Source organism: Zoogloea sp. GW822-FHT05C07 (assembly GCF_058800215.1).
The window spans coordinates 769375-792105 of sequence record NZ_CM179510.1 but is presented as its reverse complement, the minus strand read 5'-3'; the positions used below and the strand labels follow the sequence as shown (position 1 = coordinate 792105).

The window sequence follows — 22731 nt, the reverse complement described above, 5'->3', positions numbered from 1 at the left end:
CAGGTTGCAGTCCGGAAAGATCGCGGGGCGCGATCGAAGTGTGCGTGCCAGCGTTCGACCCGTGAAGCGTTTCTACCCGGCCTTCTTGGTGTGCCGTAGAGCCCAAGGGCCGCTGCATTGCAGACCCCGGCGTGATTCGAGGTGCGTCGTTACCCGGGAGCAGGGCAACGAAGAGTGCATGGGGTGCCGCCACGAGTTGCCGCAAATCGTTGGACATGACGCTGGACCTAGCTGCCCGCGTGGGGGCAAGACCGGGTGGCATGGGCGACGTCGTTGAACACCAGTTTCACAAATGACCTCCGAGATAAAGAAGTAATCGAAAGCTGCCGTTTTTTCTGTGCAGCTGCAGCGAACTGTACTCACGAAAACTGGATTGTTCAACTGTTAACTTGTTGATTTTTAAAGTATAAAGTCTGTTTTATATGGGCCGTGGCTTAGGCGGAGCTATGTGACAAAAGTCTTTAAACTATTGTTTTATAAAGAAAGCCGATATAGCCTGATAGGAGCGATTTTTTCCGTATATTCGACACATTTTCTTGAAAAATTGGCGGCTAAACCTCGATCTCGGGTGAGTCCCGAACTGCTCAACTGGGTCCAACGGTATCTAATCGACTGTGCCGAGAGTGGGGGGGAGTCGTCTCGGCGGGCGGCGCCGACAGCGCGTTCGGTTCACGAGGCGTATCTCGCGTCGGGGAAAAAGACCATCTCGGAACAGACGATCCTGCGTTACATGCGCATCGCCTGCGAGTTGTTGGAGACTCCTGTTGAGTTGCCCACAAGGGGCCGCCCCAGTGCGGACGTAGAACCTCTTCTGTGCGTCGCGTGGATCGAGTTCTCGCGACTCACAGGGCTTTCGCGACATCAGTTGTATTCCGCACTTAAGGAGCGATCCGAGCTCAGGTCATTGATTGGCCGAGGTCGGTCATCCCTCTATGCGGCACTGAAAGCTAGCGGGTTTCCGGCTGGTTGGAGAGTCGCAAGGGATCGAAATCTCCAGACCCGCCTCCTGCTTCATCATGTCCTAGTCCGTTCGTGCGAAGGGCATTGGGGGCTGGTCATGCTCGCTTACGATGAGGTTAGCGAATTGCTTCGAGCGCGAGTTGTGCACCTTCCCACTTGGCCTGAGGCGCGCGCCCCAGCGCAAAAACCCCCCCGAGGCCGACCTGTAAAAGAGCCAAAAACCGATCTGAGCTTTAGCGTCACTAAGACCCCGGGAGGCTATCGAATCCAGCCCCCGGCGGCATTGCTCGTCGAGTTTGCCGAGGGGATGCGCGAGCAACTCAAAGAGCTGGCGAGTCTCGTGGATGATGTCTTGCTGCCTCCGGCACTCATCGATGGGGCGCGATTAGTGGAAGAGATGAGACAGGTTGTCGTCCCCCGTCGGTGGAACCATTTTCGTCCTGCATTCAAGTTCCATCCACGAGGGCCAAAAGCAGACCTTGACAGTATAGAAGTTCATCCGTTGCCGGTTTCGTTGGGGGCTCTGCGGAAGTCACTAGAGAAATATATTCGTCTGTACAACGGTCCTAACTGGTCGATGCAGGTCGATGTGATGCAGGCTTCAGTTCTCCACTTCGAAGAGCCGGTTACGCAATGTGAAGGGACTCGGGCAAGTAAGGAGGGGCTTTGAAAAGCACTTTGTCATAGGGTAAATTCACTGAGCCGTAAGGCGGGAAGTCGCTCAACCCTGTGTAGCATCCGACCTATATAGCGCATCATGACTGATACTTTCGAAGGTGTGATGTGGGACGCATGTTCAAACTTGCAGTGGGTAACTGGTTCTATACAGGTAACTCCCGAATCTCATGGAGGCGGACTTTCATTTCAACTGGGGGAGACGCCGGGCGCTTACTGGATGAACATGGAAGACACCGAAAGAGGGGCGATCGAAGCCTTGAAGCGGGCTCAAGAGCATGGTGTCAAATCGGTAACGATATAGACCCCCTTACCAAAATTGACACCAAAAAAATGACCACCCGCCGGTCGCCCTCGACGGGCGACCAAGCAGGTGACCATTCAACGGTCAGGCGTTGACACGCCTTCCGTCTTAACCGATCCACCGTCCTGCTGGGCTGCCTGCGTGGCCCGCGTGATCACATCCGAGATCGCCTGGGAGGCTCGGGCCAGGGTCGAGTCGGCCAGGTGGCTATAGACCATGCTGGTGATTGGACTATGGTGATGTAATAATTTTTGTAAAATAAATAGATTCTGTCCAGCATGACTAACGGCTAAAGATGCATGCGTATGTCGTATATCATGTAAACGAACGTGCCCCCGGATGCCCGCCGCAGCGAGCGCTCTCGCGAATGCCTTACGCGGATCGCATAAGTGCTTCGTCGAATCTGTTGGCGACGGAAACACCCAGGGGCTCGCCTGCCGGCTCTTCAGGCTTTCCAGCAGCGCAATGCACTCGTCCGATAAGGGGGAGGACTGCGGCTTGCCCGATTTTGTCATTGGCATGAACCAGATGCGCCGCTCCAGATCCATGTGCTCCCAGCGGGCCTTGAGGGCATTGCTGCGGCGGCACCCGGTAAGAAGCATGAAGCGCAGCGCCGCCATCACCGACGGCGCCGGGTCCTTGTCCATCGCCACCACCAGCCGCCCGACCTCTTCGAGGCTCAGATACCGGCTCTTGCCCGAGTTCTCCCGGAAGCGCGGAATCCCGCGGCAGGGATTGTCCGGCAGGACGCCGAGGGTCACCCCGCGCCGCATCATCGCCGACAGCAAGGACAGGAACCGATTCGCCGTGGCCGGTGAATGGGTCTTGCGCACCGCCCCGATGAAGCGCTCGACGTCCCGGCGCTGGATGTCGCACAGGCGGCGTTCGGCTCCGAAGAACGGAAGGATGTGCAGGTCGAGCTTGCTCTGGTCATCCCGCCAGCTCCGCTTATGGACCTTGGCGTAGCCGTCCAGGTAGTCCTTCGCGAAGTTTGAGAGCGTCGGCGAACTGCGCTCCAGATCGCGCCCTTCCTGCGGATCGATGCCGCGATCCAATTGGCTGCGGGCCTCCAGGGCCAGACGTCGGGCATCGGCGAGCGGCGTGGCGGGGAACTCGCCCAGGCGCATCGCCCGCTTGCGGGAGCGAAACACATAGCGCAGCCAGAAGGTTTTGCGCCCGGAGGCCTTCGACACGGACAGGCGCAGCCCAGGCACCTCCGTGTCGCTGACTTCATAGCCTTTACCCGGCGCATCAGCGGGGCAGGGCGGTAACTGCTCGATGGCACGGACGGTGAAGCGGAAGCGTGTGGCACGGTTCATCGTGAAATCTCCTCGATCAAGGGAAGAAGGAATGGACAGGACTGATCCCCGCCTGCCCGCCGGCCGCGCACGTCCCTGCGCACTCAGTCTCTTAAGTCCGAGGTGCGTGTCGTCCCGGATCACGACGGGGCGGGATCGGGTCTTGGTACGGCTGAAACGATGGGACGGGCGGGCCGCGGGGGAGGGCGGCGGCCGGCGGGCGCCGGTCGATTGCCGGTGTTTCCGGCGGGGTGGCGGGACCGCCTTACGGCGCCGTGGTGAGCCAGGCCCGATCGCCAAACTGGCGATGCAGCACGTCGGCCAGATCGACGGTGGTCACGTCGGTGAGGCCCAGGTTCGCGAGCTGGTGGCGGGTCGCGACCTCATCGGTTGTGAGCACCCATTGGGTCGCACCACCGGGCTCGACCTGCAGCAGCCAGACCGAAGGTGCGTGGGGGAAGCCGTAACGGGCCAGGGTCTGGATCAGCGCCAGCCGCTCGGCCTCGATCCGCGGCATGCGGGCCTCGAATTCCAGGATGCCGGCCCGCTCCGCGAAGCACTCATAGTGGTTGGCATCGAGCTGACCGACCAGTCGCGCGACGCCGGCATCCCGCGGGATGGGATGGTTCGACGGGATCATGGCTCAATACTCGTCAGCCAGGAGGATCGTCGTCACTGCCCGCGGCTCGGCCTCGGTGATCACGTAGAGCCTGATCCCGGCGACCGTATAGACCGACAGCAGCCGCGCACCGGTCTGGAGCGCCGCCTCGTGTTGGCCTGGGCATCCTCGGGGCCCACCTCGCCCCAGTCGCCGGAGAGGTGGCGAGCCAGCAGCCGGACGGGGTGAAGGTTCTGCTCGTTCAGCAGGGTGTCGGCGCCGCGGGTCGCGACGATCTCTCCGGGACTGAAGCGCAGCTTTGGGGGTTGGTTCATAGGGTTCTCCAGAAAGCAGAACGCCCGATGCGGTCCTCGCATCGGGCGTAACAGGTCAAGGGACGAAAGAAGGGGCTGGTCCTTAGGGGCGGAAACGCCCCACGGCTAGACCTCCACCGGCTCGGTGACGGCATACTCGGCACACAGCGCCAAGAGTCGCGGCTCCACATCCGGATCGCGGGGCACGAAGAGCGTGACGCCTGCATCGCCGTCAGCCGGCACGAAGACCAGCTCGTAGAAGCGGGCATGCCGACCGGCGTACTCGAAGATCGGGCTGAAGGCGGGATCGCCGTAGGTCACGCCGGTGACCGGATTGGTAAGGAGCGGGATGCCGACCGCCGCTTCCACCGCCGGGAGTGCATCGCCGGGGGCCATGACGATGTAGGGCCCGTGCAGATCGGCGTCGAAATCCTCGCCCAGTTCCCGTTCGTCGAGCCGTCGCTCGATCAGCGCGCGCAGCACCTAGGCGTCAAGCGCCGCCACGTCAGACGGATTACGCAGGATCTGCATCGTGCACCTCCTCGCCGACCTCGTCCGTAGCTACGACTGGGACGAAGCGGTTGCCGCCGCGCTTGTCCTTCTTCTTGCCTTTCGGCTCCGCGGATGCCGCCAAGGCCGGCGAGGTCGCTTCGACCGGGGCCGGCGGGAACACGAAGACCTCGCCCGGCAGTGCCATCATCTGCAGCCGCCAGGCATCCCAGTCACCCGCCTTCACGAGACCGAACTTTGCGTCCGGTGACTTGGCGAGCAGGCCCTGGGCGATCAGTGCCGCGCAGGCGTAGGGCGCATTGTTGTTGCTGCGCCCGGTGAAGCCGCCCTTGAGCTGCTTCGAGCCGAAGGGCTTGCCGGCCGGCGCCGCATCGACGACCGCTTCCAGCGCATCGATGCCGACCACCTCCCGGTTGAAGTTGCCGCCGCCTTCGGCTGCGGTGATCAGCAGGAAGACCTCGGCGTGGTCGGGATCGGTCAGCAGCGCGTACTGAATCGCCGAGCTGCCAGAAAGGGTGGGTGCCCGCGATTCGAGCAGGCGGTGATAGGCCGTCGGCGCGACGGCAGGGAAACGTGAAGCCATGAGGGGGTCTCCATAAAAAGTTCGCCCCGGGGCCGGTGGGCCACGGGGCGATCAGGAATGAAAGCGCGGAAAGGGAACGGTCAGCCGGTTGAGCGGTGGATGTCGCTCTGGCGCTGAGTGACGTGGTTGATCACCGCCTCGGCCACGATCGGCACGAGCACAGACAGCAAGGGGCCAGCGCCCGGCACAGCGGCCAGGGCAATACGGGAAAGCACAGTCGAGAGCATGTCATGGGGTCTCCAACAGAACGGACAACGAAAACGCCCCGTCAAGCCAGGCAGCTTGACGGGGCGCAGGGAAAGGACAGGAAAGGAAGGGGAAGGGCTCAGCGCAGCAGCCGGATGACGTCCACCCACACCTCGTCGAACGGCGCGCCGGAACGGTAGAGCGCTGGAAGGTGCGTGAGGTCGAGCGGCAGATGGAGCGCGTCATCGCTCGGCAAACGGCCGCTCTGCCGTAACGCGGCATGGAGATGATCGAGGACCTGCGCGGCACAGCGCTCCCGGGCGTGGGCGACCGCCCGCTCGATCCGCAGCATCTTGTAGGACTCGATGACGGTGCGGGCATAGTCGCCGTCGCAGGCGAGTTCCACGGCGAGCGACACGACCGGGAAGTGGAGCGCCTCCTCGACCGCGTCCAGCGTCATGAGGGACCACTGCAGGGCGGAGCGGTAAGCGCTGACGGGATCGTCATGGGCCAGGGGAGTGGCGGTGGATGGCTGAGCGCGGTCGGCGAACATGGCAGGCTCCGGAGCGAGGGGAAGGACGGCCGCCCAGCGAAGGAGCGGGACAATCGCCTGTTCAGTTGAGGCAGCCCGCCTCAACCTGCCTACCCGACAGGGCGGGCTCACAGCAGCCCGCGTTCGCTGAAGGACAGCGGCGAGGCCGTGCTAGTGACGATGAAGTGATCGAGCACGCGTACATCCACGAGGGCCAAGGTTTTCTTCAGCACATCGGTGAGCGCGATGTCGGCCTGGCTCGGCTCCGGGCTGCCGGACGGAGGGAGTGTCAGATATTTTGTGTTCAAGGCGGTTCGATTCTTCCTGCCCTGCCGCGGCAGGGCAGGAAGAATCGGCTCATCGTGTCATCGCCGGGATGAAACGATCGGTGTAGAGGATGGCAAACTGGTTCATCGCCTGCCTCCAGTACAGCATCGGCTTCTTCCACTCGGCCGTAATGTTGCGCAGCGCCAACCAGATCAACTTGGTCGCCGCCTCGTCCGTCGGGAAGTGGCCCCGCGTCTTGATGATCTTGCGTACCCGCGCATTAAGACTCTCGATAGCATTGGTCGTGTAGATGACCCGGCGCACCTCGGGTGGGAAGGCAAAGAACGGGATCACCTGCTCCCAGGCCCGTCGCCACGACAGCGTGATGGTCGGGAAGCGCTGCCCCCATTCCCCTTCTGCAAACGCCTCGAGCGCCGCCTCCGCCGCCTCGACGCTCACCGCCTGGTAGATCGGCTTCAAGGCATCGGCGAGCCCCTGACGGTCCTTATAGCCGGCGTAGCCCAGGCTGTTGCGCAGTAGATGCACGATGCAGGTCTGTAGCGTCGTGCGCGGATACACCGCTTCGAGCGCCTCGGCCATGCCTTTCAGACCGTCGGTGACGGCAATCAGGATGTCGTCGCAGCCGCGCAGCTTCAGGTCGTTGAAGACCTTCAGCCAGAACTTCGCTCCTTCGGTCTGCTCGATCCACAGGCCCAGGATGTCCCGGCTACCGTCCGAGCGCACGCCCAGCGCCAGGAATACCGCCTTGCTGCACACCACCGCATCCTCGCGGATCTTCACCCGCAAAGCATCGAAGAACACCACGGGGTACATCGCCTCGAGTGGCCGGCTCTGCCACTCCCGCACTTCTTCCATCACCGAGTCGGTGACCTGGCTGATGAAGTCCGGCGACACCTCTGTGTTGTACATCTGCATTAGAAATGCCTGGATCTCGCGCACGCTCATCCCGCGGGCGTACATCGCAATGATCTTGTCGTCGAAACCCGTAAAGCGCCGTTCGTGCTTGCCGATCAACTTCGGCTCGAACTGTCCGGCACGGTCCCGCGGCACGTCGATGCGCAGCGGCCCCTCGTCGGTGAGCACCGTCTTGCCGCTCGTGCCATTGCGCTGGTTGGCGCTCGATTCAGGCTTCTCCTCGCCCGCTGCGTAGCCAAGGTGATGGCTCATCTCGGCCTGCAGCGCCCGCTCGATCAGCGCCTTCTTGAAACCGCGCATCACGTCCTCGACCGCCTCTGCCGTCATCGGACCTGTCACCATCTGCTCCAGCCATCGCTTCGCCTCTTCCGGCAACTCCGCAACGGCGGGCAGGGGCTGTTTCTGTTTCTTCCTTGGCATAACCTTCCCTTTCAGGGCTTACGTTATGCCTCAAACACAAAAATTCTGACAGGCTCCGGACGGATGGTTATGGGCGAGGAGGACCGCCGCCGCGTTGTGCTGCAGTGCCAGCTTCACCACCTCGCGGGGATACACGGAGGTCTGGGACAAGGTCCCGCGGAAGAGCTCGACGACCTCCCGTACCCGATGCTGGCTGTCGAGTAGCACCACCACAAAGACTTCATGAGGCCGGTCCGCGAAGCGCAGGCGCAGCAGGTCACGGACCTTCTGCGGGCTATCGAGGCAATCGCCCAGCTCGACGGCCTCGGCCAGGGCTCGGGTCAGCAGCTCCCTGGCGGCTCCCAGAACATGGGCGACGCGAAAGTCGGCGGAGACCTCGCGGACCCTCGTAGGGCGGGCATGGAGCTGGAAGAGCTCGACCAGCGGGCGCTCGCAGAGCACCTTCGCGGCGACATCGCCGACCAGCACTCCGAGCAGGGTCGAGGTGGGTAAAGAACGGATGGACATCAGGGAATCCGGCATGAAGACCTCCGAAAGAGCGATGCCGGTGCTACGAAGCATCGGCGGCGTGGACAGAGAAAAGCCCCACTCACCGGGGGTGAGCGGGGCTGGAAAAGATCCGGCTGGATCATAGAAATGATATGCGGATCGACGGGAGGGCTCTGACGGGAGCCGGTTGAGGCAGGCCGCCTCAACTGGTGCGAACAGCGTATTGTTGGCCTGACGAGGCCTGTGGAGCCTCCACGACCCGGGCGCGAGGAATCGCGTGCGGGGGAACTCCGGTTATGACGAGGATGCAAGAAGAAGGGGTAGGTGCAGGGTGACCTGCACCTACCCCTTCTTCTCGCGCGCCGCGTTCAAGACGATTTCAGGCCTGCACTCCGAGCAAGCCTTCGTTCGGGATCAGAAGCGTGACCACGGCATAGCGGCCACGGCGTCGATCGGCCTCAATCAGTCCGGCGGCTGACAGGCGGTTGAGCGCATCGAGCGCCGCATCGTCAGAGATGGCGAAGCGGGCGCGCATCCACGAACTGAAGGTAATGGTGTTTGTACCGGTCGAGGCGGCCTGGATGCACAGGGCCAGGGCGACGGCCAGCGTACGGCCGCCGGGCAGCGCCGCAGCGCGGGTGAGGAAACCGAGCGGCAGCGGGGTGACCGGCTTGGGCTTGAGCGCAGGGCGAGGCGGCGGGAGGATAGAGGTGGGCATCGTGACCTCGGGGGTGAAATCGACGATGGGATGTTTTAGAAGGATCGGGCTGGAGGCTGCAACGGGCAGGCGACAGTTATCTGCTAATCAAAAAGATTAGAAGGTGTACAGGCTATTGGCCCGTCTGTAGAATCCATCGTCATCATGACAGCGGCGAGAATCTCTTGGAAGCGGGTGTTCAGGAGGCGGGAGGGGCTCGGAGAGAGAGGCTCGTCCACGTAGATTTCAGACTTTTCTTCCTCGGTGAGGTCTCCCGCGCGGACATCTCGGGAAGGTTCGATGTCGCCCCTGCCGTAGCGACTAGGGATTTCGCTCGCTATCGAGCTCTCGCTCCCGACAACATCCGCTTCGATGGAAGTTCGAAGACCTATCGGGCAACCGACGAGTTCAAGCCCCTGTTCGAGCACTCCTTGGATCGCGCACTGTCCGCTTTGTCCAAAGGTTTTGGGGACGGGCTAGGAGGGGCGGCGAGCGGTCTTGTGCCCTGTGAGTATCCTGTTCCAATAAACCGTCCAGCGATTGAGGTGCTCGCGGCAGTGACCCGAGCCATTAGCGGAAGGCGCATCCTCTCTCTGTCCTACGTGTCATCGTCTAGCGGGGTGACCGAGCGGGAAATCGTCCCACTTGCCTTGGCGGACAATGGTCTGCGCTGGCATGTACGGGCCTTCGATCGAAGGACCTCTTCCTTCCGCGACTTCGTCCTGACGCGCGTCCGCTCGGTTCGGGTTGTCTCCGGCATGCCTTTATCCGAGGAGTCCGTTGCTTATGACATCCAGTGGCTCCGTGAAGTGGAGATGGAAGTCGTTCCCCATCCGGATTTTCCGCGCTCGGAACTGGCCGCTCTGGACTATCCGATGATGGACGGGGTCCTGCGCATCCGGGCCAGGGCTGCTCTCGCGGGCTACGTCCTGCGCCGATGGAGCGTTGACTGCTCCGAAGGGCATTCCCTCAGAGGCCCCGAGTATTGTCTCTGGCTAAGGAATCGCACGGTGCTGGAGGGTGTGGACAGCGCGTTCATCGCTCCCGGCTACCTCCCGTAGGAGCCCGCCCTTGGATAGTCCAGTGAGGAAGCTCAACGCCCTCCTTAGGCTCGCGGCCATTTCGGGTGTCGAGACGGCAGTCAAGCTCCACATTCGCCGAGGCGACGATCTGGATGCCAGAGACGGCTCAGGGGCCACGCCGCTAGCTCTAGCGGCGGCCAAGCGGAGGAAGGGCGCAGTCCGGCTGCTACTGGATGCAGGGGCAAATCCTGCGCTTGCGGACGAATGCGGCATGGACGCTCTGGCTCACGCTAGAAAGGGCGGATGCCCCGAGACGATCGCGCTGCTGATGGAGGCCCTGGCCCGCAGAGCTGCTCCCGAACCTTCTGGGGGGGCTCCTTCGGAAGATCCTGGTTCGCTCTTCAACGAGGAGGAGGTCGTTTCCGTTGAGGGGGCAGCGGAGTCACTACCAATCCCGACCGAGCGCCTTCTGTTGGAAACTTTCGGCGGCGCTTCTGCCGATGAGTCGGAAGCCACGCCTCCTTGGGAGGTTCCCCCGGGTCCTGAGAGCGGGGTCGAGGCTTCCATCTTCGACGTTGCCTCCGAGGAGGCGGCTGACGTCGTGTTGTTTGACGACGAGCCGCTGGATGAACTATCCGCCGACGACTGGGAGGCGGAGGAGGAAGTCACAGCCCCGGAGGGGGACGAGACAGTCATTGAGGCGGCTAGGCAGGTTCACGAAAGCATCGGACGGCACAAAGTAGTGGATCGCGACGAGGACTGGGGGGACGTAGACCTCCATCTGCCCGTCAGAGCCGCTCCACTCGCTCGCGACGAGGGGACGGGGGTAGTCAGGGACCTTTTTCTCACTGCTCTGCGCGAGGGAATGGTTTCAGAGGGCAACCTGATCAAGGTCTGCTCGAACGTCGATGGGAGCCGCAATGACGAGGCCGAGAGGCTTCTGGCCGCAGTCGTCGGAGAGCTTGGGGCGACTGTCGTTGAATGGACTGGGTCGGAGCAGCCGTTTCAAGCCGAACCCACATTGGAGGAGGAGCACCTGCTGACGGAGGCGACGGAGTTTGCAGAGGAGCTTGCCTCTGGCCGAAATGACCCGTTCAGGTTTTACTCGAAGGATATCCGCGGAGATCTTCTCGAGGCCGAGGAGGAAATCGCCTTGGGACGCGAGATGGAGGAGGCTGGTCGAGCAGCCCTGTCGGCCCTGGCGCAGTGGCCGGAGGGCCTCTCTGCCCTGTCCGGCGCTGCTGCCCGAGTCGCGCGAGGGGAGGCGGACGCGGAGTCATTCTCCGCGGGACCGGAGCCGGGGGTGGATGATGAGTCGGATTTGCGGCCGGTCTGTGCGAACGACGAGAGCGACGAGGATGACGATTCGGAACTGGACGAGGAGAGCTTCTTCTTCGTGAATGCCGTTGCCGCTGTCGAAGCCGCCAGGGGAGACGCCCGTCGTACAACAGAGGCTCTGGAAGATGCGCGGCTGACGCGCGGCTTCCTCCTTGAGCTGACTGGAAAGGCTGATCGGGACGGTGCGGGACGCGACTTTGTCGAGGCTCTCGAACGCCAGGCGGCGGCGCGGGATCGCATGATCCTCAGTAACCTGCGACTCGCGCTATCCATCGCCAAGAAGCATCTCTGGTCGGGAATTCCGCTCGACGATCTCGTTCAGGAGGCGAACATCGGTCTCATGAAGGCGGTCGAGCGTTTCGACTGGCGCCGAGGCTTCCGGTTCTCCACCTATGCGACGTGGTGGATTCGGCAACAGGTCTCACGCTCCATAGCCGACACAGGCAGGGTCGTCAGAGCCCCAGTCCACATTCAGGAGACGGCTAGAAATGTCCTGAGAGAAAAGAATGAAGTGGAGGCACGGCTCGGACGTCCCGAGAGCATGGTTGAGACCGCGCGACGCGTTGGCGCGCCCCTCGCGAAGATTCACGTGCTCCTGTCAATGTTCGACGAAGCTGTTTCCCTTGATGAAATCGACCCCGATACAGGACTGCTGCGAGCGGACGGCCTTCCGGACACGCATGCCCTCGACCCAGCGGACGTCGCCGAGCATGCCTCCCTGCGCTCGACCCTTCTCGGAATGCTGGATTGCCTTGATGAAAGGAGTCGGGAAGTAATCCTTCTGCGCTTCGGCCTGACAGGCGAGGACACGATGACCCTTGAGGAGCTCGGGCTGCACTTTGGGGTAACGCGAGAGCGCATCAGGCAGATTGAGTCGAAAGCCATGCGTCGATTGTCGAGTGAGAGTCGACGGGAGACGCTGACTCCGTTCCTGGGGCATTCCGGTGCATCCCGACGCTCTACCCCTCCCGATGAGCCACGGGGCATCAGAGAAGAACTGGATCCAACCGAAGGCGTGGCTCATACCGGGGGGAACACAGTCATCAATGCAGTTCCAGCTCCCGAGGTCAAAAGAGATGATCTAGCCTCAAGATTCCGTGACGAGGCAAGGACGCTCGGGCTGAGAGTCCATGACAATCGTGCCGAAGGCGGGGAGTTGATGATCGTCGCTCCCTATCAATCAACGCCAGCGATTAGGGCGTTCGGTCGCCGGCTTATTGCTTTCGGCTTTCAGAAAGTTCAGAAGGATGTTTTTGTAATATGACGAGTTGTGGCGCCAGGTATGCCCCCCCGAAAGCTGGGGCCATGATGGAGGCGCTGCGAGGCCTCGGGTACTCGACCGCCACCGCTGTGGCTGACGTTGTGGACAACTCAGTATCCGCAGGTGCTCGCGAGGTACGTCTGTTATTCGATTGGAAGGGGCCCGACAGCACGATCTCGATTCTGGATGACGGCCGTGGCATGAACGACCCGGAACTCGAAGCTGCCATGACGCTTGGGACCATCAACCCCCTCGACGAGAGGGCTTCGACGGACTTGGGGCGCTTCGGTCTAGGGCTGAAGACGGCGTCCTTCTCACAGTGTCGCAGGCTCACTGTGGTGTCGAAGCGAGAGGGGCAAAAGATCGTCTGCCTACGCTGGGACCTCGACGCCATCGCCTCAGATCCGGAGGGCGGATGGCGCATGTTCGAGGGGCCGGCTCCCGGCTCGGAGCGTTTTCTAGAGCCTCTTGCCACTTTACGCTCGGGGACGCTCGTCCTCTGGGAGAGGATGGATCGGGTGGTCACTGCCGGCTCGGACTTCGACCACTTCGCCGACCTCGCCATCGACGTAGAGTCCCGTCTCGCCATGATTTTCCATCGCTTGCTGGAAGGACATCGGCCGGACTTTCGACTGTTCGTCAACGACAAGCCCATGGTCCCGTGGGACCCCTTCATGACGGGACATCCGGCCAAGCCGTGGGAGTCTCCGGTCGCACGGATCTCCACCCCCTCCGGCTCGGTCGAGGCTCAATGTCACGTGCTCCCCCACAAGGACAAGCTGTCCGACGACGACTTTGCGAAGGCCGGGGGTCCGGAGGGATGGACGTCCCAGCAGGGCTTCTACGTCTATCGAAACAAGCGCCTGCTGCTGGCGGGAGGGTGGCTCGGACTCGGAAAGGGAAGGGCGTGGAACAGGGAGGAGTCGCACCGTCTGGCGCGGATCAGAGTGGACATCCCGAACTCGGCCGACGCCGACTGGAAGATCGACGTGAGGAAGTCCACGGCGCGGCCGCCGGTCTTCGTCCGCTCGTGGCTGACCGGTCTGGCGGAGAACACGCGCGAAAAGGCCCGCAAGGTCTTCGCCTTCCGCGGCTCGCCCACACCGGGGCCGGGCGGTGCGCCGATCGAGCAGGCTTGGTGGGTCGAGCGCCTGCGGAGCGGCGTCCGATACCGCATCGACGAGAAACATCCCGCCGTCGCCGCCGTCATTGAGGCTTGCGGGGACAGGAAGGACCTCGTCAAGGCGATGCTGCGGGTCGTCGAGGAAACCGTTCCGGTTCAGCGCATCTGGCTCGACACCGCCGAGAACAAGGATACCCCGAGGACGGGCTTCTCGGGCGAGTCCGAGACGGCTCCCGACGGTGTGAGGACGGTGCTCCTGACCCTCTTCAGAGACATGATCGGCCGGCGCGGCATGACCCCGGAGGCGGCCGTCCGTGCGCTGTCCTCCACCGAGCCTTTTCAGAATTACCCCAAACTCGTCGCGGCCCTTCCGGACGTCGCGACGAAGCCTGACGAAGGAAACGCTGGATGACGGAAGAGCAGAGCAAGCTGTTTCAGGGTTTAGTCAGTATCGTCCAGACGACGCTGGCGGCCGATATGGACAAGGGCTCGGTCACGCCGACGCTCATCATGGAAAAGGTCGACTTCGTCGCCGACAACCTCTACCCGGGCAAGGATATCGACAGGACGGAGGCGCGCGACGAGCTCATCCGCCGCTTCAGTCTGTGGATCGGCGGGGCCACGATGCTCTCCGACAAGACGGGCCACAAGGACTGGCTCAACGCATCGCGCCGTAAGGACTGGCGGTACTGGCAGCGCTACCGCGACTTCCTGGAAAGCAAGATGTCACTGAAGGCCGTTGACGCCCTCGATGAGGCGACCAACAAGATTCTGGAACTGCTTGAAGATCCCCTGAGGGAGGGCTGCTGGGATCGGCGGGGCCTCGTCGTTGGGCACGTCCAGTCAGGCAAGACGGGGAACTACACCGGCCTGATCTGCAAGGCGGCCGACGCGGGCTACAAGATCATCATCGTCCTCGCCGGCCTGCACAACAACCTCAGGTCCCAGACCCAGATTCGTCTGGAAGAGGGGTTCCTGGGCTACGAGACCTCGGCCAAGAATGACGTAGTCCGCTACATCGGCGTCGGTGAGAACGGGCGAGATGCGGAGATTCGCCCGAATTGCGCGACGAACAGATCGGACAACGGAGACTTCAACACCAAGGTCGCGAAGCACCTGGCCATCTCCCCGGAGCAGCGGCCCTGGCTATTCGTCGTCAAGAAGAACAAGACGGTGCTCGAACGCCTGCTCAAATGGATTCGCAACCACGTCGCCGACGCCAAGGACGCGGACGGCCGCCCCCTCGTCTCGGGCTTTCCTCTGCTGCTGATCGACGATGAGGCTGATCACGCCTCCGTCGACACCGGGGATCAGATCGTTAACAAGGACGGCACAGTGGACGACGAGTATCAGCCGAAGGCCATTAACAGCCGCATCCGGAAGATTCTCCACTCGTTTGCCCGGAAGGCCTACGTCGGATATACGGCCACGCCATTCGCGAACATCTTCATCGACCGCCGGAAGACTACGAAGGATGAGGGGCCAGATCTGTTCCCTCAGTCATTCATCGTCAATATCTCCGCTCCCTCGAACTACGTCGGCCCCGCCCGCGTCTTCGGGCTGCGCTCGATCGAAGGCAGAGCGGGCGGTCTGCCCCTGACTCGCGAGGTGGACGACCAGACTGACGCCTCAGGCGAGGATGGATGGATGCCCTCTAGGCACGACAAGAACCACGTCCCCCTTTTTGAGGGGCGCGACGAGGTTCCGCCGTCTCTGCGAGAGGCGCTTTCCGCCTTCGTGCTCTGCTGCGCGGTGCGCGTCCTTCGAGGGCAGGGCGACAGGCACTGCTCGATGCTGATTCACGTGACGCGCTACACCGCTGTTCAGGAGGAGGTCCGCCGACAGGTGGACGACCTCGTGAAGAGCTTCCGCAAGCGTCTTCGGGGGTTCGGCGCGGTGGAGAGGGACGAGTTGCTGGCGGAGTGGCGTGAGCTCTGGGCGGATGACTTCGTTCCAACTTCTGCCGCAGTGGCGACGGCCATGGACGAGACGTCCGGCGAGTTTGAGCTTCCCAGCTGGGAGGATGTCGAGTCTGTTCTCCCCGAGGTACTCGAAGACCTTGCGAACGGGGTCAGGGCCATCAACGGGTCGGCCGGCGACGTGCTGGACTACGCCGAGCGGGAGGAGACCGGGCTGAAGGTCATCGCCGTAGGCGGCGACAAGCTCGCCCGGGGGCTGACGCTGGAAGGCCTCTGTGTCAGCTACTTCGTCCGCACCACCAAAATGTACGACACCCTGATGCAGATGGGCAGGTGGTTCGGATACCGTCCCGGCTACCTCGATCTTTGTCGTCTTTACACGACCTCCGACCTCGTCGAGTGGTTCGGCCACATCGCCGACGCGGCAGAGGAGCTTCGCCAGGAGTTCGACACGATGGCGAAGATCCATGCGACGCCCGAGACCTACGGCATGAAGGTCCAGTCGCATCCGGTTCTCATGGTCACGTCGCCCATGAAGATGCGCAGCGCGAAGACCCTGCAAGTCTCGTTCAGCGGCTCAGTGCTTGAAACCGTCGCCTTTCATCGTGACGCATCGATCATCGAGCGGAATCTTGCGGCGACGGAGCGCCTGCTCGAAGCGGCTGGAGCTCCGACGGAGGGAGGAGGCCTCGTCTCGCGCAGGCGGGGATCAGGCGTTCAGGAGTGGAGGGGCGTCCTATGGGAAAACGTTCCTGCCGAGCACGTCGTCGAGTTCCTTTCAACCTATCTGACGCATCCGGCTGCCAGAAAGGTGAACAGCGCGGTGCTGGCGGACTTCGTCAAGGCGATGTCGGCCAAGGGCGAGCTCACCTCATGGACCGTCGCGGTGATTGGCGGCAAGGACGGGGCGGACGGAGGGCCGTTCGAGCTCTGCGGCAAATACGCCCTAGAGCACATGATCGTCCGAAAGCCCAACTCCAACATGGAGCACTACTCCATCGGCCGGCTTCTCTCGCCGAGAGACGAGGCGATCGACCTCGACGAAGAGGCCTGGCTTGCCGCCATGAGGCTTACGCTGGAGGATCGGGCGCGGGACCCCGGGCGAGGAACGGAGGAGACCGGGAAGGAGCCGCCGAAATACCCTGGAGGAGTCTGGGTGCGTCGAGTGCGCGGATTGGGGGACGACAGCGTTCCTGCTCATCCGGAGCGCGGCCTCCTGCTTCTTTATCCGATCGATCAGAAGGACACCGGGTTGCCCGAAGGCTCTATGCCCGTAGTCGGCTTCGGGATCAGCTTCCCTACCAGCCACTCGACGACGACTGTGAAATACGAGGTGGATCATCTTCTCTGGGAGACCGAGTATGCCCCGGCCGATTGACGAGTTCCTAGCCGTATGGGCGGCTCTGTCCGGCCGAGGCGACGAGGAGGGCGGCTGGCTCGGCATCCCCGTGGCCCCTGCGGGAGTCTGCGAGCTCATGGCGGCTAGACGCTTTCCGGGCAACGAGGAGGCTCTTCTCGCCCGCTTTCCCACGGTCCGTCTCGGATCGTCCGAGCGTCTTCCGGAGGGCAAGGGGTTCGAGGTCGTCCGGGCGGACCCGTTCGGCGACGGCAGGACGTGGATAGCTCTGTCCAGGAAGGAGTCGGGTAGTCCCGAACTGTTCGCGGAGATGGTCGGTGACGTTGCCGGAGCCATGGACGCCGACGCGGGGGAGGGCGAGACGGCCGTTCTCAGGACCATGCTGCGCAGGGTGCACATGTGGCAGCAGTTCATGTCGCGCGGAGCCGGGCCTCTGAGTCCCGAAGCGGAGCTCGGTCTGGCGGGAGAACTCTACTTCATGGCTCGTCTTCTCGACGCCGGAGTCTTGCCGGATTGCGTGCTGAGGGGCTGGGTCGGGCCGGACGACGCTCCGCAGGACTTTCTCCTCGGAGACGGGGCGATCGAGGTGAAGGCGACGATGTCCTCGTCGGGGTTCCCGGTGAAGATCGGTTCACTGGAGCAGTTGGACGATGCCGTCGCCTCTCCGCTCTTTCTCGCCGCTGTCAGGTTTGTGCGAGGCGAGGGGGGCGCTACGCTTCCCGAGATGGTCTCCGAGGTGGGGCGGCGTCTCGGGGACGAGCCCGGGGCGATTGACTATCTGCGGGAGCGACTCATGGTCGCGGGCTACGCGGAGGCCTACGCTGGCCAGTATTCTCGAAGATTCGAGCCGAAGGAGAGTCGGGTTTTCTCCGTCGTCGAGGGCTTCCCGCGCCTTACGTCGGGAGTCGTTCCCGCCGGGGTGACTCGCGCCCTCTACGAAATCAATCTGGACCACGCCGGAGATTTCCTGCGCGACTTCGACGAGGTCCTCTTGCAACTAGGAGAGATCCAATGACCCTCGACGACTTCCTCGCCGAGACGCGGACCGAGATAGCGGCGCAGATGAGCGAAGGCTCCCCCTTCGCGGAACTGGTGTTCTGCGAGGTGGTGATGCAGCACCTCGTCGATGCCGGTATGACCTTCGAGCCAGTCGTTTGCCATTTTCAGGGGAAGGTGGCGAATGCCAACTTGCGACTCAGCGGCTATGCCATCTCCGACGACGCCGATCAGCTCGACCTCTTCGTCAGCCTCTACGAGGGATTTGAGACCATAACGCCCGTTCAGGACCAGAACTCCAAGACGGCGGCCCAGCAGTGCGTCCGCTTCCTTGAACTCTGTGCATCGGGGCGTCTTGCCGACAAGCTTGACCCGTCCAGCGACACTCACTCCCTCGCCTTGACCATCAGGGAAATATACGACGGCCTCGAACAAGTCCGGGTGTTCGTCCTCACGGACGGCGTTGCCAAGTCGAAGAGCTTCAAGCCCAGGGATGTCGGCGGCAAGTCAGTCCGTCTCGAAGTCATGGACATTGAGCGATTGTTCCGTCATCGCTCGGAGGGCAAGCCGCGAGACGAGCTTGTCATCGATTTCAATGAGGTTTCAGGATCGCCTCTGCCCTGCGTCTTCGTCCCTGGCCAGACGGGAGACTACGATTACGCCCTGACCGCAGTCCCCGGTGAGGCCCTGCGCCACGTTTACGAGAAGTTCGGCCCTCGGCTTCTGGAAGCCAATGTGCGCTCGTTCCTGAGCGTCAAGGCCAAGGGTGTGAATGCCGGCATTCAGAGCACGCTGCGCGTTACTCCCGAGCGTTTCATGGCCTTCAATAACGGTATCGTCTTGGTCGCCGACGAGATGAAGCTTGCGCGGGCCGAGGACGGCTCCCCCGGAATCGTCTGGCTTCGGGGTATGCAGATCGTGAACGGGGGGCAGACCACAGCCTCGCTCTACTTTGCGAAGAAAAAGTACCCGGATACCGACCTGAGCAAGGTCAGAGTCCCCGCGAAAATCATCGTCATGAGGGAGGCGGATCCGACGAAGGAGGAGGCTCTGGTCTCAGACATATCGCGTTACGCGAACTCCCAGAATGCCGTCCGACAATCCGATCTGTCGGCGAACAAGCCCTTCCACGTGGACGTCGAGCGGCTGTCCCTGTCCGTCTACTGCCCTGATGGGGTGGGCCGCTGGTTCTACGAGCGGGCCGCGGGAAGCTACAACACCCTTCTCTCGCGCGAAGGGACGACCCCGGCCCGGTTGAAGGCCTTAAAGGAGTCCGTTCCGCCCTCGCGCAAGATCACCAAGACAGAGTTGGCGAAATATCTGATGGCGTGGGACGTCAGGCCGGACGTCGTCAGCCTTGGAACGCAGAAGTGCTTCGACCGCTTCATGACGGGGCTTGGCGAGGCTGAAGCGGCGGGGGCTCCGCTCGTGCCCGCCCCCGCGTTCTTCAAGGCCCTCGTCGCAAAGGCCTTGGTGTTCAAGGCCGTCCACAAAACGGCTCGTCCGCTTGTGTCCGCCTTCCTGGCGAACGTGGCTGCCTACACGGTTGCCGTCGTGGCCCAGTCCTATCGCGACGTTTTCGATCTCGAGAAGGTCTGGAGGAATCAGGGCGTCTCACACCAGTTCCTCGAGCAGGTCGAGATATGGGCTCGGGAGGTGAATGAACGTCTGCACGTGACGGCGAACGGGAAGATGATCTCTGAGTGGGCCAAGCGGCCGGAGTGCAAGGAGGCGATGTTCGCACAACCGTTCTCTCCACCATCCGTGGACGTTCCTGAAGCGCGGCAGGGCTGATTCGGTGGCCGACGTCGTCGACGCAGCAACGAGAAGCCGGATGATGTCCGGCATCGGAGGACGGAACACGAAGCCGGAAATTGTCGTCCGCAAGGCTCTCTTCGCGGCGGGTTTCCGATTTCGCCTCCATCGGAAAGATCTACCGGGGCGTCCTGATGTGGTTCTCCCGGGGCGTCGAGTTGTCGTTTTCATCCACGGCTGCTTCTGGCACGCCCATCCAGGTTGCCGCTACGCCAGAATGCCGGCTACGCGTCGTGAGTTCTGGGAGGCCAAGCTCTCCGCCAATGTCGAACGAGATCGACGAGTGCGAGATGCTCTGCTGTCGGCGGGCTGGCGTGTTCTGGTCGTCTGGGAGTGCGCGACGCGCTCGTCCAGAGTCCGGGAGGATCTTCCTGAGCTACTGGCCGGCTGGGTCAGGGGGGCCGAAGTCTGCGGGGAGTTCGGCTCCGGTTCCACGCCTCCATGAACTTCCAGACTACCCTGGCGATCTTGCGGGCGAGAAGAGGAGGAACTGCATTGCCGACCTGAGTGTATTGCTCGGTTCGGTTGCCGGCGAAGAAGTAGTTATCCTGGAAGGTCTGGAGGCGAGCGGCCTCGCGTACCGTCAGGCTTCTGCACTGCGATGGATCGGGGTGAATGAAGTAGTGCCCGTCTTTGGCTATGTGCGCGACCACGGTGGACGACCAAGACCCCTCCAGCTGAACCCGGAAGCGGTCCGCGAACGGCACTTTATCCGAGGAAACATTGTCGTGCTTCGGAAGTAGGGGTGTCGGGAAGTCGGCGATCTTCGGCGAATACCCTTTCACCTTTCCGAAGGCTGCGGCGAAGAGGTAGCGGTGGAGGTCGGAGCGCATGTGCGAGCGCGTCTCGTGCTGAATCACCCCGCCAAGACGTTTGTCGATATACCACTTGTCCAGTCTGGCCCGCATATCGTTGAGCGCCGTATCGTGACGCATGAACGGGCCTCCGGTAGAAACATGAAGGTGGGCTCTTTCGATGGCGCCACTTATTTCTTTGAAGACTGCCTCCAGCTTCTCGGACTGGTGCCAGCGAAGCTCCTCGTTCGTCTCAGCCAGAGCGGAAAGCCATTCTTCGTGTCCGTCGGGTTCCTTTGACAGTCTGCTTCTAAGGGGAGGAAGGCCGGACAGCACTTCTCCGACTGTTACTTTCAAGTTCTCCCTCCCCAGGACGAACTCCTCTGGTGAGGAAGAAAGCTCCGGGACCGAACGTGCGACGTCCGAACGAATCCCGAACAGGATGACTCTGTGTCTCCCCTGGGGAATGCCGAAGCGCTCCGCCTCGATGACGAAGTCTTGTGGATCTATCTCTCCGGCGATGCCGGGTTTCACTAGGGACCGAATCTGATATTCGAGTCCGTCGCCCGGCGCGGACAGGTCGGCCACGATTCTGTCGAAGATCGGTGAGCCTCCGTGCTGCGAGGAGAGCATCCCCTTCACATTCTCCATAACGAACACGGCCGGTTTGTGCTTGCGGATGATGCGCAGGTACTCCCGGTAGAGGAAGTGCTTCTCGTCGCTCTCGAACTTTTCCTGCGATTCCCGCGTCCGGCGGGAGCGTCCGGCTATGGAGTACGCCTGGCATGGAGGCCCGCCTATCAGGATCCAGTCGTCCGCGCCGGCCAGAGCTGTCTGAATCCGGCTGTCGAGGTCTTCCGGGGCGTCCTTTCCTAATTCAAAGTTACGCGCCTCCTCCAAAGCTTCTTTTCCCGCCTCGGCTGCGTTGGAATGGGAGAGGAGAGCTTCGCGGGAGATTTCGCCGCGAATGTGTTCGTAGTAGCAGTCTGGGGCCTTGCCTCGGGGAAACTTGCGGTAAAGCGCGCGAAGGGACAGCGTCTTGTGGGCCGTCTGGTCCTTCTCCGCCGAGACTTTCAGGGAGAAGAAGGGCGAGTGATCCTGGGCCAGAAGCGACGAGAAACCTTCTCCCAAGCCGCCGGGGCCGGCGAAAAGGTCGATTACCGGAATGGGTCTGCGCTGGGCCATGCTTCGTCGTTATGGTTCTTGTGTCGTCAAAAAAGAAAAAGGCGCGACTCGCGCGCCGTCAAATGCTAGTGGAATCGCCAGGGCGCGTAGCATTCAGCGCGCGGATTTTACCTCTTCGATAGGTGCCTTCGATACCCGGAGGGGGCGAGAAGGTACTGCGATAGGTACGTTTGTTTACATTGTACTGTATATTATTTCAGTACTCCATCTGGGCCCAATCATGTCGCTCAAACCATGCGCTTGATCGAGCTGGGCACCTTCATTTGTCAATGCCCCTGTGCTGGATGAGCATTCCTCACGTGTGTGCGAACCGTTTGATTCGGCGACACGGGAGAATCAAGCGGTTCCCCGTGCGTGTGAAATGGACCGATGAATCCGCCCAACTGGGCGGATTGAAGCCGTTCCGGGCTCGCGAGGGCCTGGGGCTGCTGAGGTGGCCTGGCTGTCGGTCGGAGTGGGAGGCGGTCGGCGAGCCGCGAGTCCACGTAGAACGCGGTGTCAATTGACGTACTACATAGACCCCCTTGCCGAGAATGACACCAAGACGATTGGTCGCTTCGAATCCGTCTGAGTGCCGGTCTGGTGACGGGCGAGTGCGTTGAAGAGGCTGTGTTTCCCGGCGTAGAGCCACGGTGAGAGCTTCGCGGCGGGCGGGGCACGTGCAGTCGGATAGGGGGCGCCAGCTGCACCGCTATTGCGGCAGAACCGGCCGCATGGCGTGACGAGTGGCCGAGATCGCCATGACGTCGCATCAAGCACGGCTAGGGCGGAGCGGTCATGCCTCGATGGGCGATCCAGTCTCCGGCATCGTCGACCCCGGACCAGCAATCGACCAGACAACAAAAAAGCCAACCCTTGCGGATTGGCTTTTCTGCTTGCTTGTCTTGGCTCCTCGACCTGGGCTCGAACCAGGGACCTACGGATTAACAGTCCGGCGCTCTACCGACTGAGCTATCGAGGATCTGACGGGTTGGCGATCTGCATCCGATTGGGTGCAAATGACCTGAATTTTTTCTGGCTCCTCGACCTGGGCTCGAACCAGGGACCTACGGATTAACAGTCCGGCGCTCTACCGACTGAGCTATCGAGGAACAGAGGCGCGAAGTATAGGAAGACGTTGCTGAAACGTCAAGCTGGTTTGCGCGAATTTTG

General features: G+C 62.2%; 16 protein-coding genes, 2 tRNA genes and 2 pseudogenes. 7 read left to right on the top strand and 13 right to left on the bottom strand.

What is annotated here, in order from left to right; all coding sequences use genetic code 11:
- Positions 1-2016: 2016 nt before the first annotated feature.
- The 10 genes and pseudogenes from AC3QL2_RS03725 to AC3QL2_RS03680 all read right to left on the bottom strand — a co-directional run bounded on the left by AC3QL2_RS03725 (position 2017) and on the right by AC3QL2_RS03680 (position 8790).
- The gene (locus AC3QL2_RS03725; RefSeq protein ID WP_493235462.1) at positions 2017-3258 is read right to left on the bottom strand and encodes a tyrosine-type recombinase/integrase; all 1242 of its coding nucleotides are present in this window, start codon (positions 3256-3258) and stop codon (positions 2017-2019) included.
- 244 nt (positions 3259-3502) lie between these two features.
- A complete protein-coding gene (locus AC3QL2_RS03720; protein ID WP_493235463.1) occupies positions 3503-3877 on the bottom strand; it encodes a hypothetical protein in 375 nt (124 codons plus the stop codon).
- A 398-nt stretch (positions 3878-4275) separates the two neighbouring features.
- Complete coding sequence (locus tag AC3QL2_RS03715; RefSeq protein WP_493235464.1) at positions 4276-4632, bottom strand: hypothetical protein; 357 nt, start codon at positions 4630-4632, stop codon at positions 4276-4278.
- Positions 4633-4663: 31 nt separating this feature from the next.
- Positions 4664-5242: a hypothetical protein gene (locus AC3QL2_RS03710; protein ID WP_493235465.1), complete on the bottom strand. Its 579-nt coding sequence runs from the start codon at positions 5240-5242 to the stop codon at positions 4664-4666.
- Between the two features lie 80 nt (positions 5243-5322).
- Positions 5323-5469 (bottom strand): hypothetical protein, encoded by a 147-nt coding sequence (locus tag AC3QL2_RS03705; RefSeq protein WP_493235466.1) that lies wholly within the window; start codon positions 5467-5469, stop codon positions 5323-5325.
- Positions 5470-5567: 98 nt separating this feature from the next.
- Positions 5568-5981, bottom strand: coding sequence for a hypothetical protein (locus AC3QL2_RS03700; protein ID WP_493235467.1), 414 nt, complete (start codon positions 5979-5981; stop codon positions 5568-5570).
- Between the two features lie 107 nt (positions 5982-6088).
- Positions 6089-6241, bottom strand: a pseudogene (locus AC3QL2_RS03695) (JAB domain-containing protein); the annotation flags it as partial.
- 76 nt (positions 6242-6317) lie between these two features.
- Positions 6318-7583 (bottom strand): IS256 family transposase, encoded by a 1266-nt coding sequence (locus tag AC3QL2_RS03690; protein ID WP_493236435.1) that lies wholly within the window; start codon positions 7581-7583, stop codon positions 6318-6320.
- A gap of 45 nt (positions 7584-7628) precedes the next feature.
- Positions 7629-7928: pseudogene (locus tag AC3QL2_RS03685) on the bottom strand (JAB domain-containing protein); the annotation flags it as partial.
- Positions 7929-8451: 523 nt separating this feature from the next.
- Entirely contained in the window at positions 8452-8790 is a 339-nt protein-coding gene (locus AC3QL2_RS03680; RefSeq protein ID WP_493236148.1) for a hypothetical protein, read from the bottom strand.
- A 164-nt stretch (positions 8791-8954) separates the two neighbouring features.
- On the opposite strand from AC3QL2_RS03680, the gene AC3QL2_RS03675 reads away from it, so the two are divergent.
- From AC3QL2_RS03675 to AC3QL2_RS03645, 7 genes are read left to right on the top strand one after another with little or no spacing between them, the layout of a single operon-like run.
- A complete protein-coding gene (locus AC3QL2_RS03675) occupies positions 8955-9830 on the top strand; it encodes a BrxR family transcriptional regulator (RefSeq protein WP_493236149.1) in 876 nt (291 codons plus the stop codon).
- Positions 9831-9852: 22 nt separating this feature from the next.
- Positions 9853-12393, top strand: a complete 2541-nt coding sequence (locus AC3QL2_RS03670) for a sigma-70 family RNA polymerase sigma factor (protein WP_493236150.1) — start codon at positions 9853-9855, stop codon at positions 12391-12393.
- A gap of 41 nt (positions 12394-12434) precedes the next feature.
- Positions 12435-13925, top strand: a complete 1491-nt coding sequence (locus AC3QL2_RS03665) for an ATP-binding protein (RefSeq protein ID WP_493236151.1) — start codon at positions 12435-12437, stop codon at positions 13923-13925.
- A complete protein-coding gene (locus AC3QL2_RS03660; RefSeq protein ID WP_493236152.1) occupies positions 13922-16810 on the top strand; it encodes a Z1 domain-containing protein in 2889 nt (962 codons plus the stop codon). The genes AC3QL2_RS03665 and AC3QL2_RS03660 overlap by 4 nt, the downstream gene beginning before the upstream one ends.
- Positions 16794-17804, top strand: a complete 1011-nt coding sequence (locus AC3QL2_RS03655; protein ID WP_493236153.1) for a PD-(D/E)XK motif protein — start codon at positions 16794-16796, stop codon at positions 17802-17804. The genes AC3QL2_RS03660 and AC3QL2_RS03655 overlap by 17 nt, the downstream gene beginning before the upstream one ends.
- The gene (locus AC3QL2_RS03650; protein WP_493236154.1) at positions 17801-19579 is read left to right on the top strand and encodes an AIPR family protein; all 1779 of its coding nucleotides are present in this window, start codon (positions 17801-17803) and stop codon (positions 19577-19579) included. The genes AC3QL2_RS03655 and AC3QL2_RS03650 overlap by 4 nt, the downstream gene beginning before the upstream one ends.
- A gap of 40 nt (positions 19580-19619) precedes the next feature.
- Positions 19620-20045 carry a very short patch repair endonuclease gene (locus AC3QL2_RS03645; protein ID WP_493240351.1) on the top strand — a complete coding sequence of 142 codons (426 nt, stop codon included), beginning with the start codon at positions 19620-19622 and terminating at the stop codon, positions 20043-20045.
- Here AC3QL2_RS03645 and AC3QL2_RS03640 read toward each other — a convergent pair.
- The 3 genes from AC3QL2_RS03640 to AC3QL2_RS03630 all read right to left on the bottom strand — a co-directional run bounded on the left by AC3QL2_RS03640 (position 19993) and on the right by AC3QL2_RS03630 (position 22670).
- Positions 19993-21579: a DNA cytosine methyltransferase gene (locus AC3QL2_RS03640; protein ID WP_493236156.1), complete on the bottom strand. Its 1587-nt coding sequence runs from the start codon at positions 21577-21579 to the stop codon at positions 19993-19995. The genes AC3QL2_RS03645 and AC3QL2_RS03640 overlap by 53 nt on opposite strands.
- Before the next feature lie 885 nt (positions 21580-22464).
- Positions 22465-22540: transfer RNA gene (locus AC3QL2_RS03635), tRNA-Asn, on the bottom strand.
- A gap of 54 nt (positions 22541-22594) precedes the next feature.
- Positions 22595-22670: transfer RNA gene (locus AC3QL2_RS03630), tRNA-Asn, on the bottom strand.
- Between the last annotated feature and the right edge of the window lie 61 nt (positions 22671-22731).

Bases quoted from the DNA above. Each gene is read 5' to 3' on its own strand.
- AC3QL2_RS03700 (WP_493235467.1), bottom strand. From the start codon at position 5,981: ATGTTCGCCGACCGCGCTCAGCCATCCACCGCCACTCCCCTGGCCCAT.
- AC3QL2_RS03665 (WP_493236151.1), top strand. From the start codon at position 12,435: ATGATGGAGGCGCTGCGAGGCCTCGGGTACTCGACCGCCACCGCTGTG.
- AC3QL2_RS03655 (WP_493236153.1), top strand. From the start codon at position 16,794: ATGCCCCGGCCGATTGACGAGTTCCTAGCCGTATGGGCGGCTCTGTCC.
- AC3QL2_RS03710 (WP_493235465.1), bottom strand. From the start codon at position 5,242: ATGGCTTCACGTTTCCCTGCCGTCGCGCCGACGGCCTATCACCGCCTG.
- AC3QL2_RS03660 (WP_493236152.1), top strand. From the start codon at position 13,922: ATGACGGAAGAGCAGAGCAAGCTGTTTCAGGGTTTAGTCAGTATCGTC.
- AC3QL2_RS03650 (WP_493236154.1), top strand. From the start codon at position 17,801: ATGACCCTCGACGACTTCCTCGCCGAGACGCGGACCGAGATAGCGGCG.
- AC3QL2_RS03690 (WP_493236435.1), bottom strand. From the start codon at position 7,583: ATGCCAAGGAAGAAACAGAAACAGCCCCTGCCCGCCGTTGCGGAGTTG.
- AC3QL2_RS03640 (WP_493236156.1), bottom strand. From the start codon at position 21,579: ATGGCCCAGCGCAGACCCATTCCGGTAATCGACCTTTTCGCCGGCCCC.
- AC3QL2_RS03645 (WP_493240351.1), top strand. From the start codon at position 19,620: ATGATGTCCGGCATCGGAGGACGGAACACGAAGCCGGAAATTGTCGTC.
- AC3QL2_RS03725 (WP_493235462.1), bottom strand. From the start codon at position 3,258: ATGAACCGTGCCACACGCTTCCGCTTCACCGTCCGTGCCATCGAGCAG.
- AC3QL2_RS03720 (WP_493235463.1), bottom strand. From the start codon at position 3,877: ATGATCCCGTCGAACCATCCCATCCCGCGGGATGCCGGCGTCGCGCGA.
- AC3QL2_RS03705 (WP_493235466.1), bottom strand. From the start codon at position 5,469: ATGCTCTCGACTGTGCTTTCCCGTATTGCCCTGGCCGCTGTGCCGGGC.
- AC3QL2_RS03680 (WP_493236148.1), bottom strand. From the start codon at position 8,790: ATGCCCACCTCTATCCTCCCGCCGCCTCGCCCTGCGCTCAAGCCCAAG.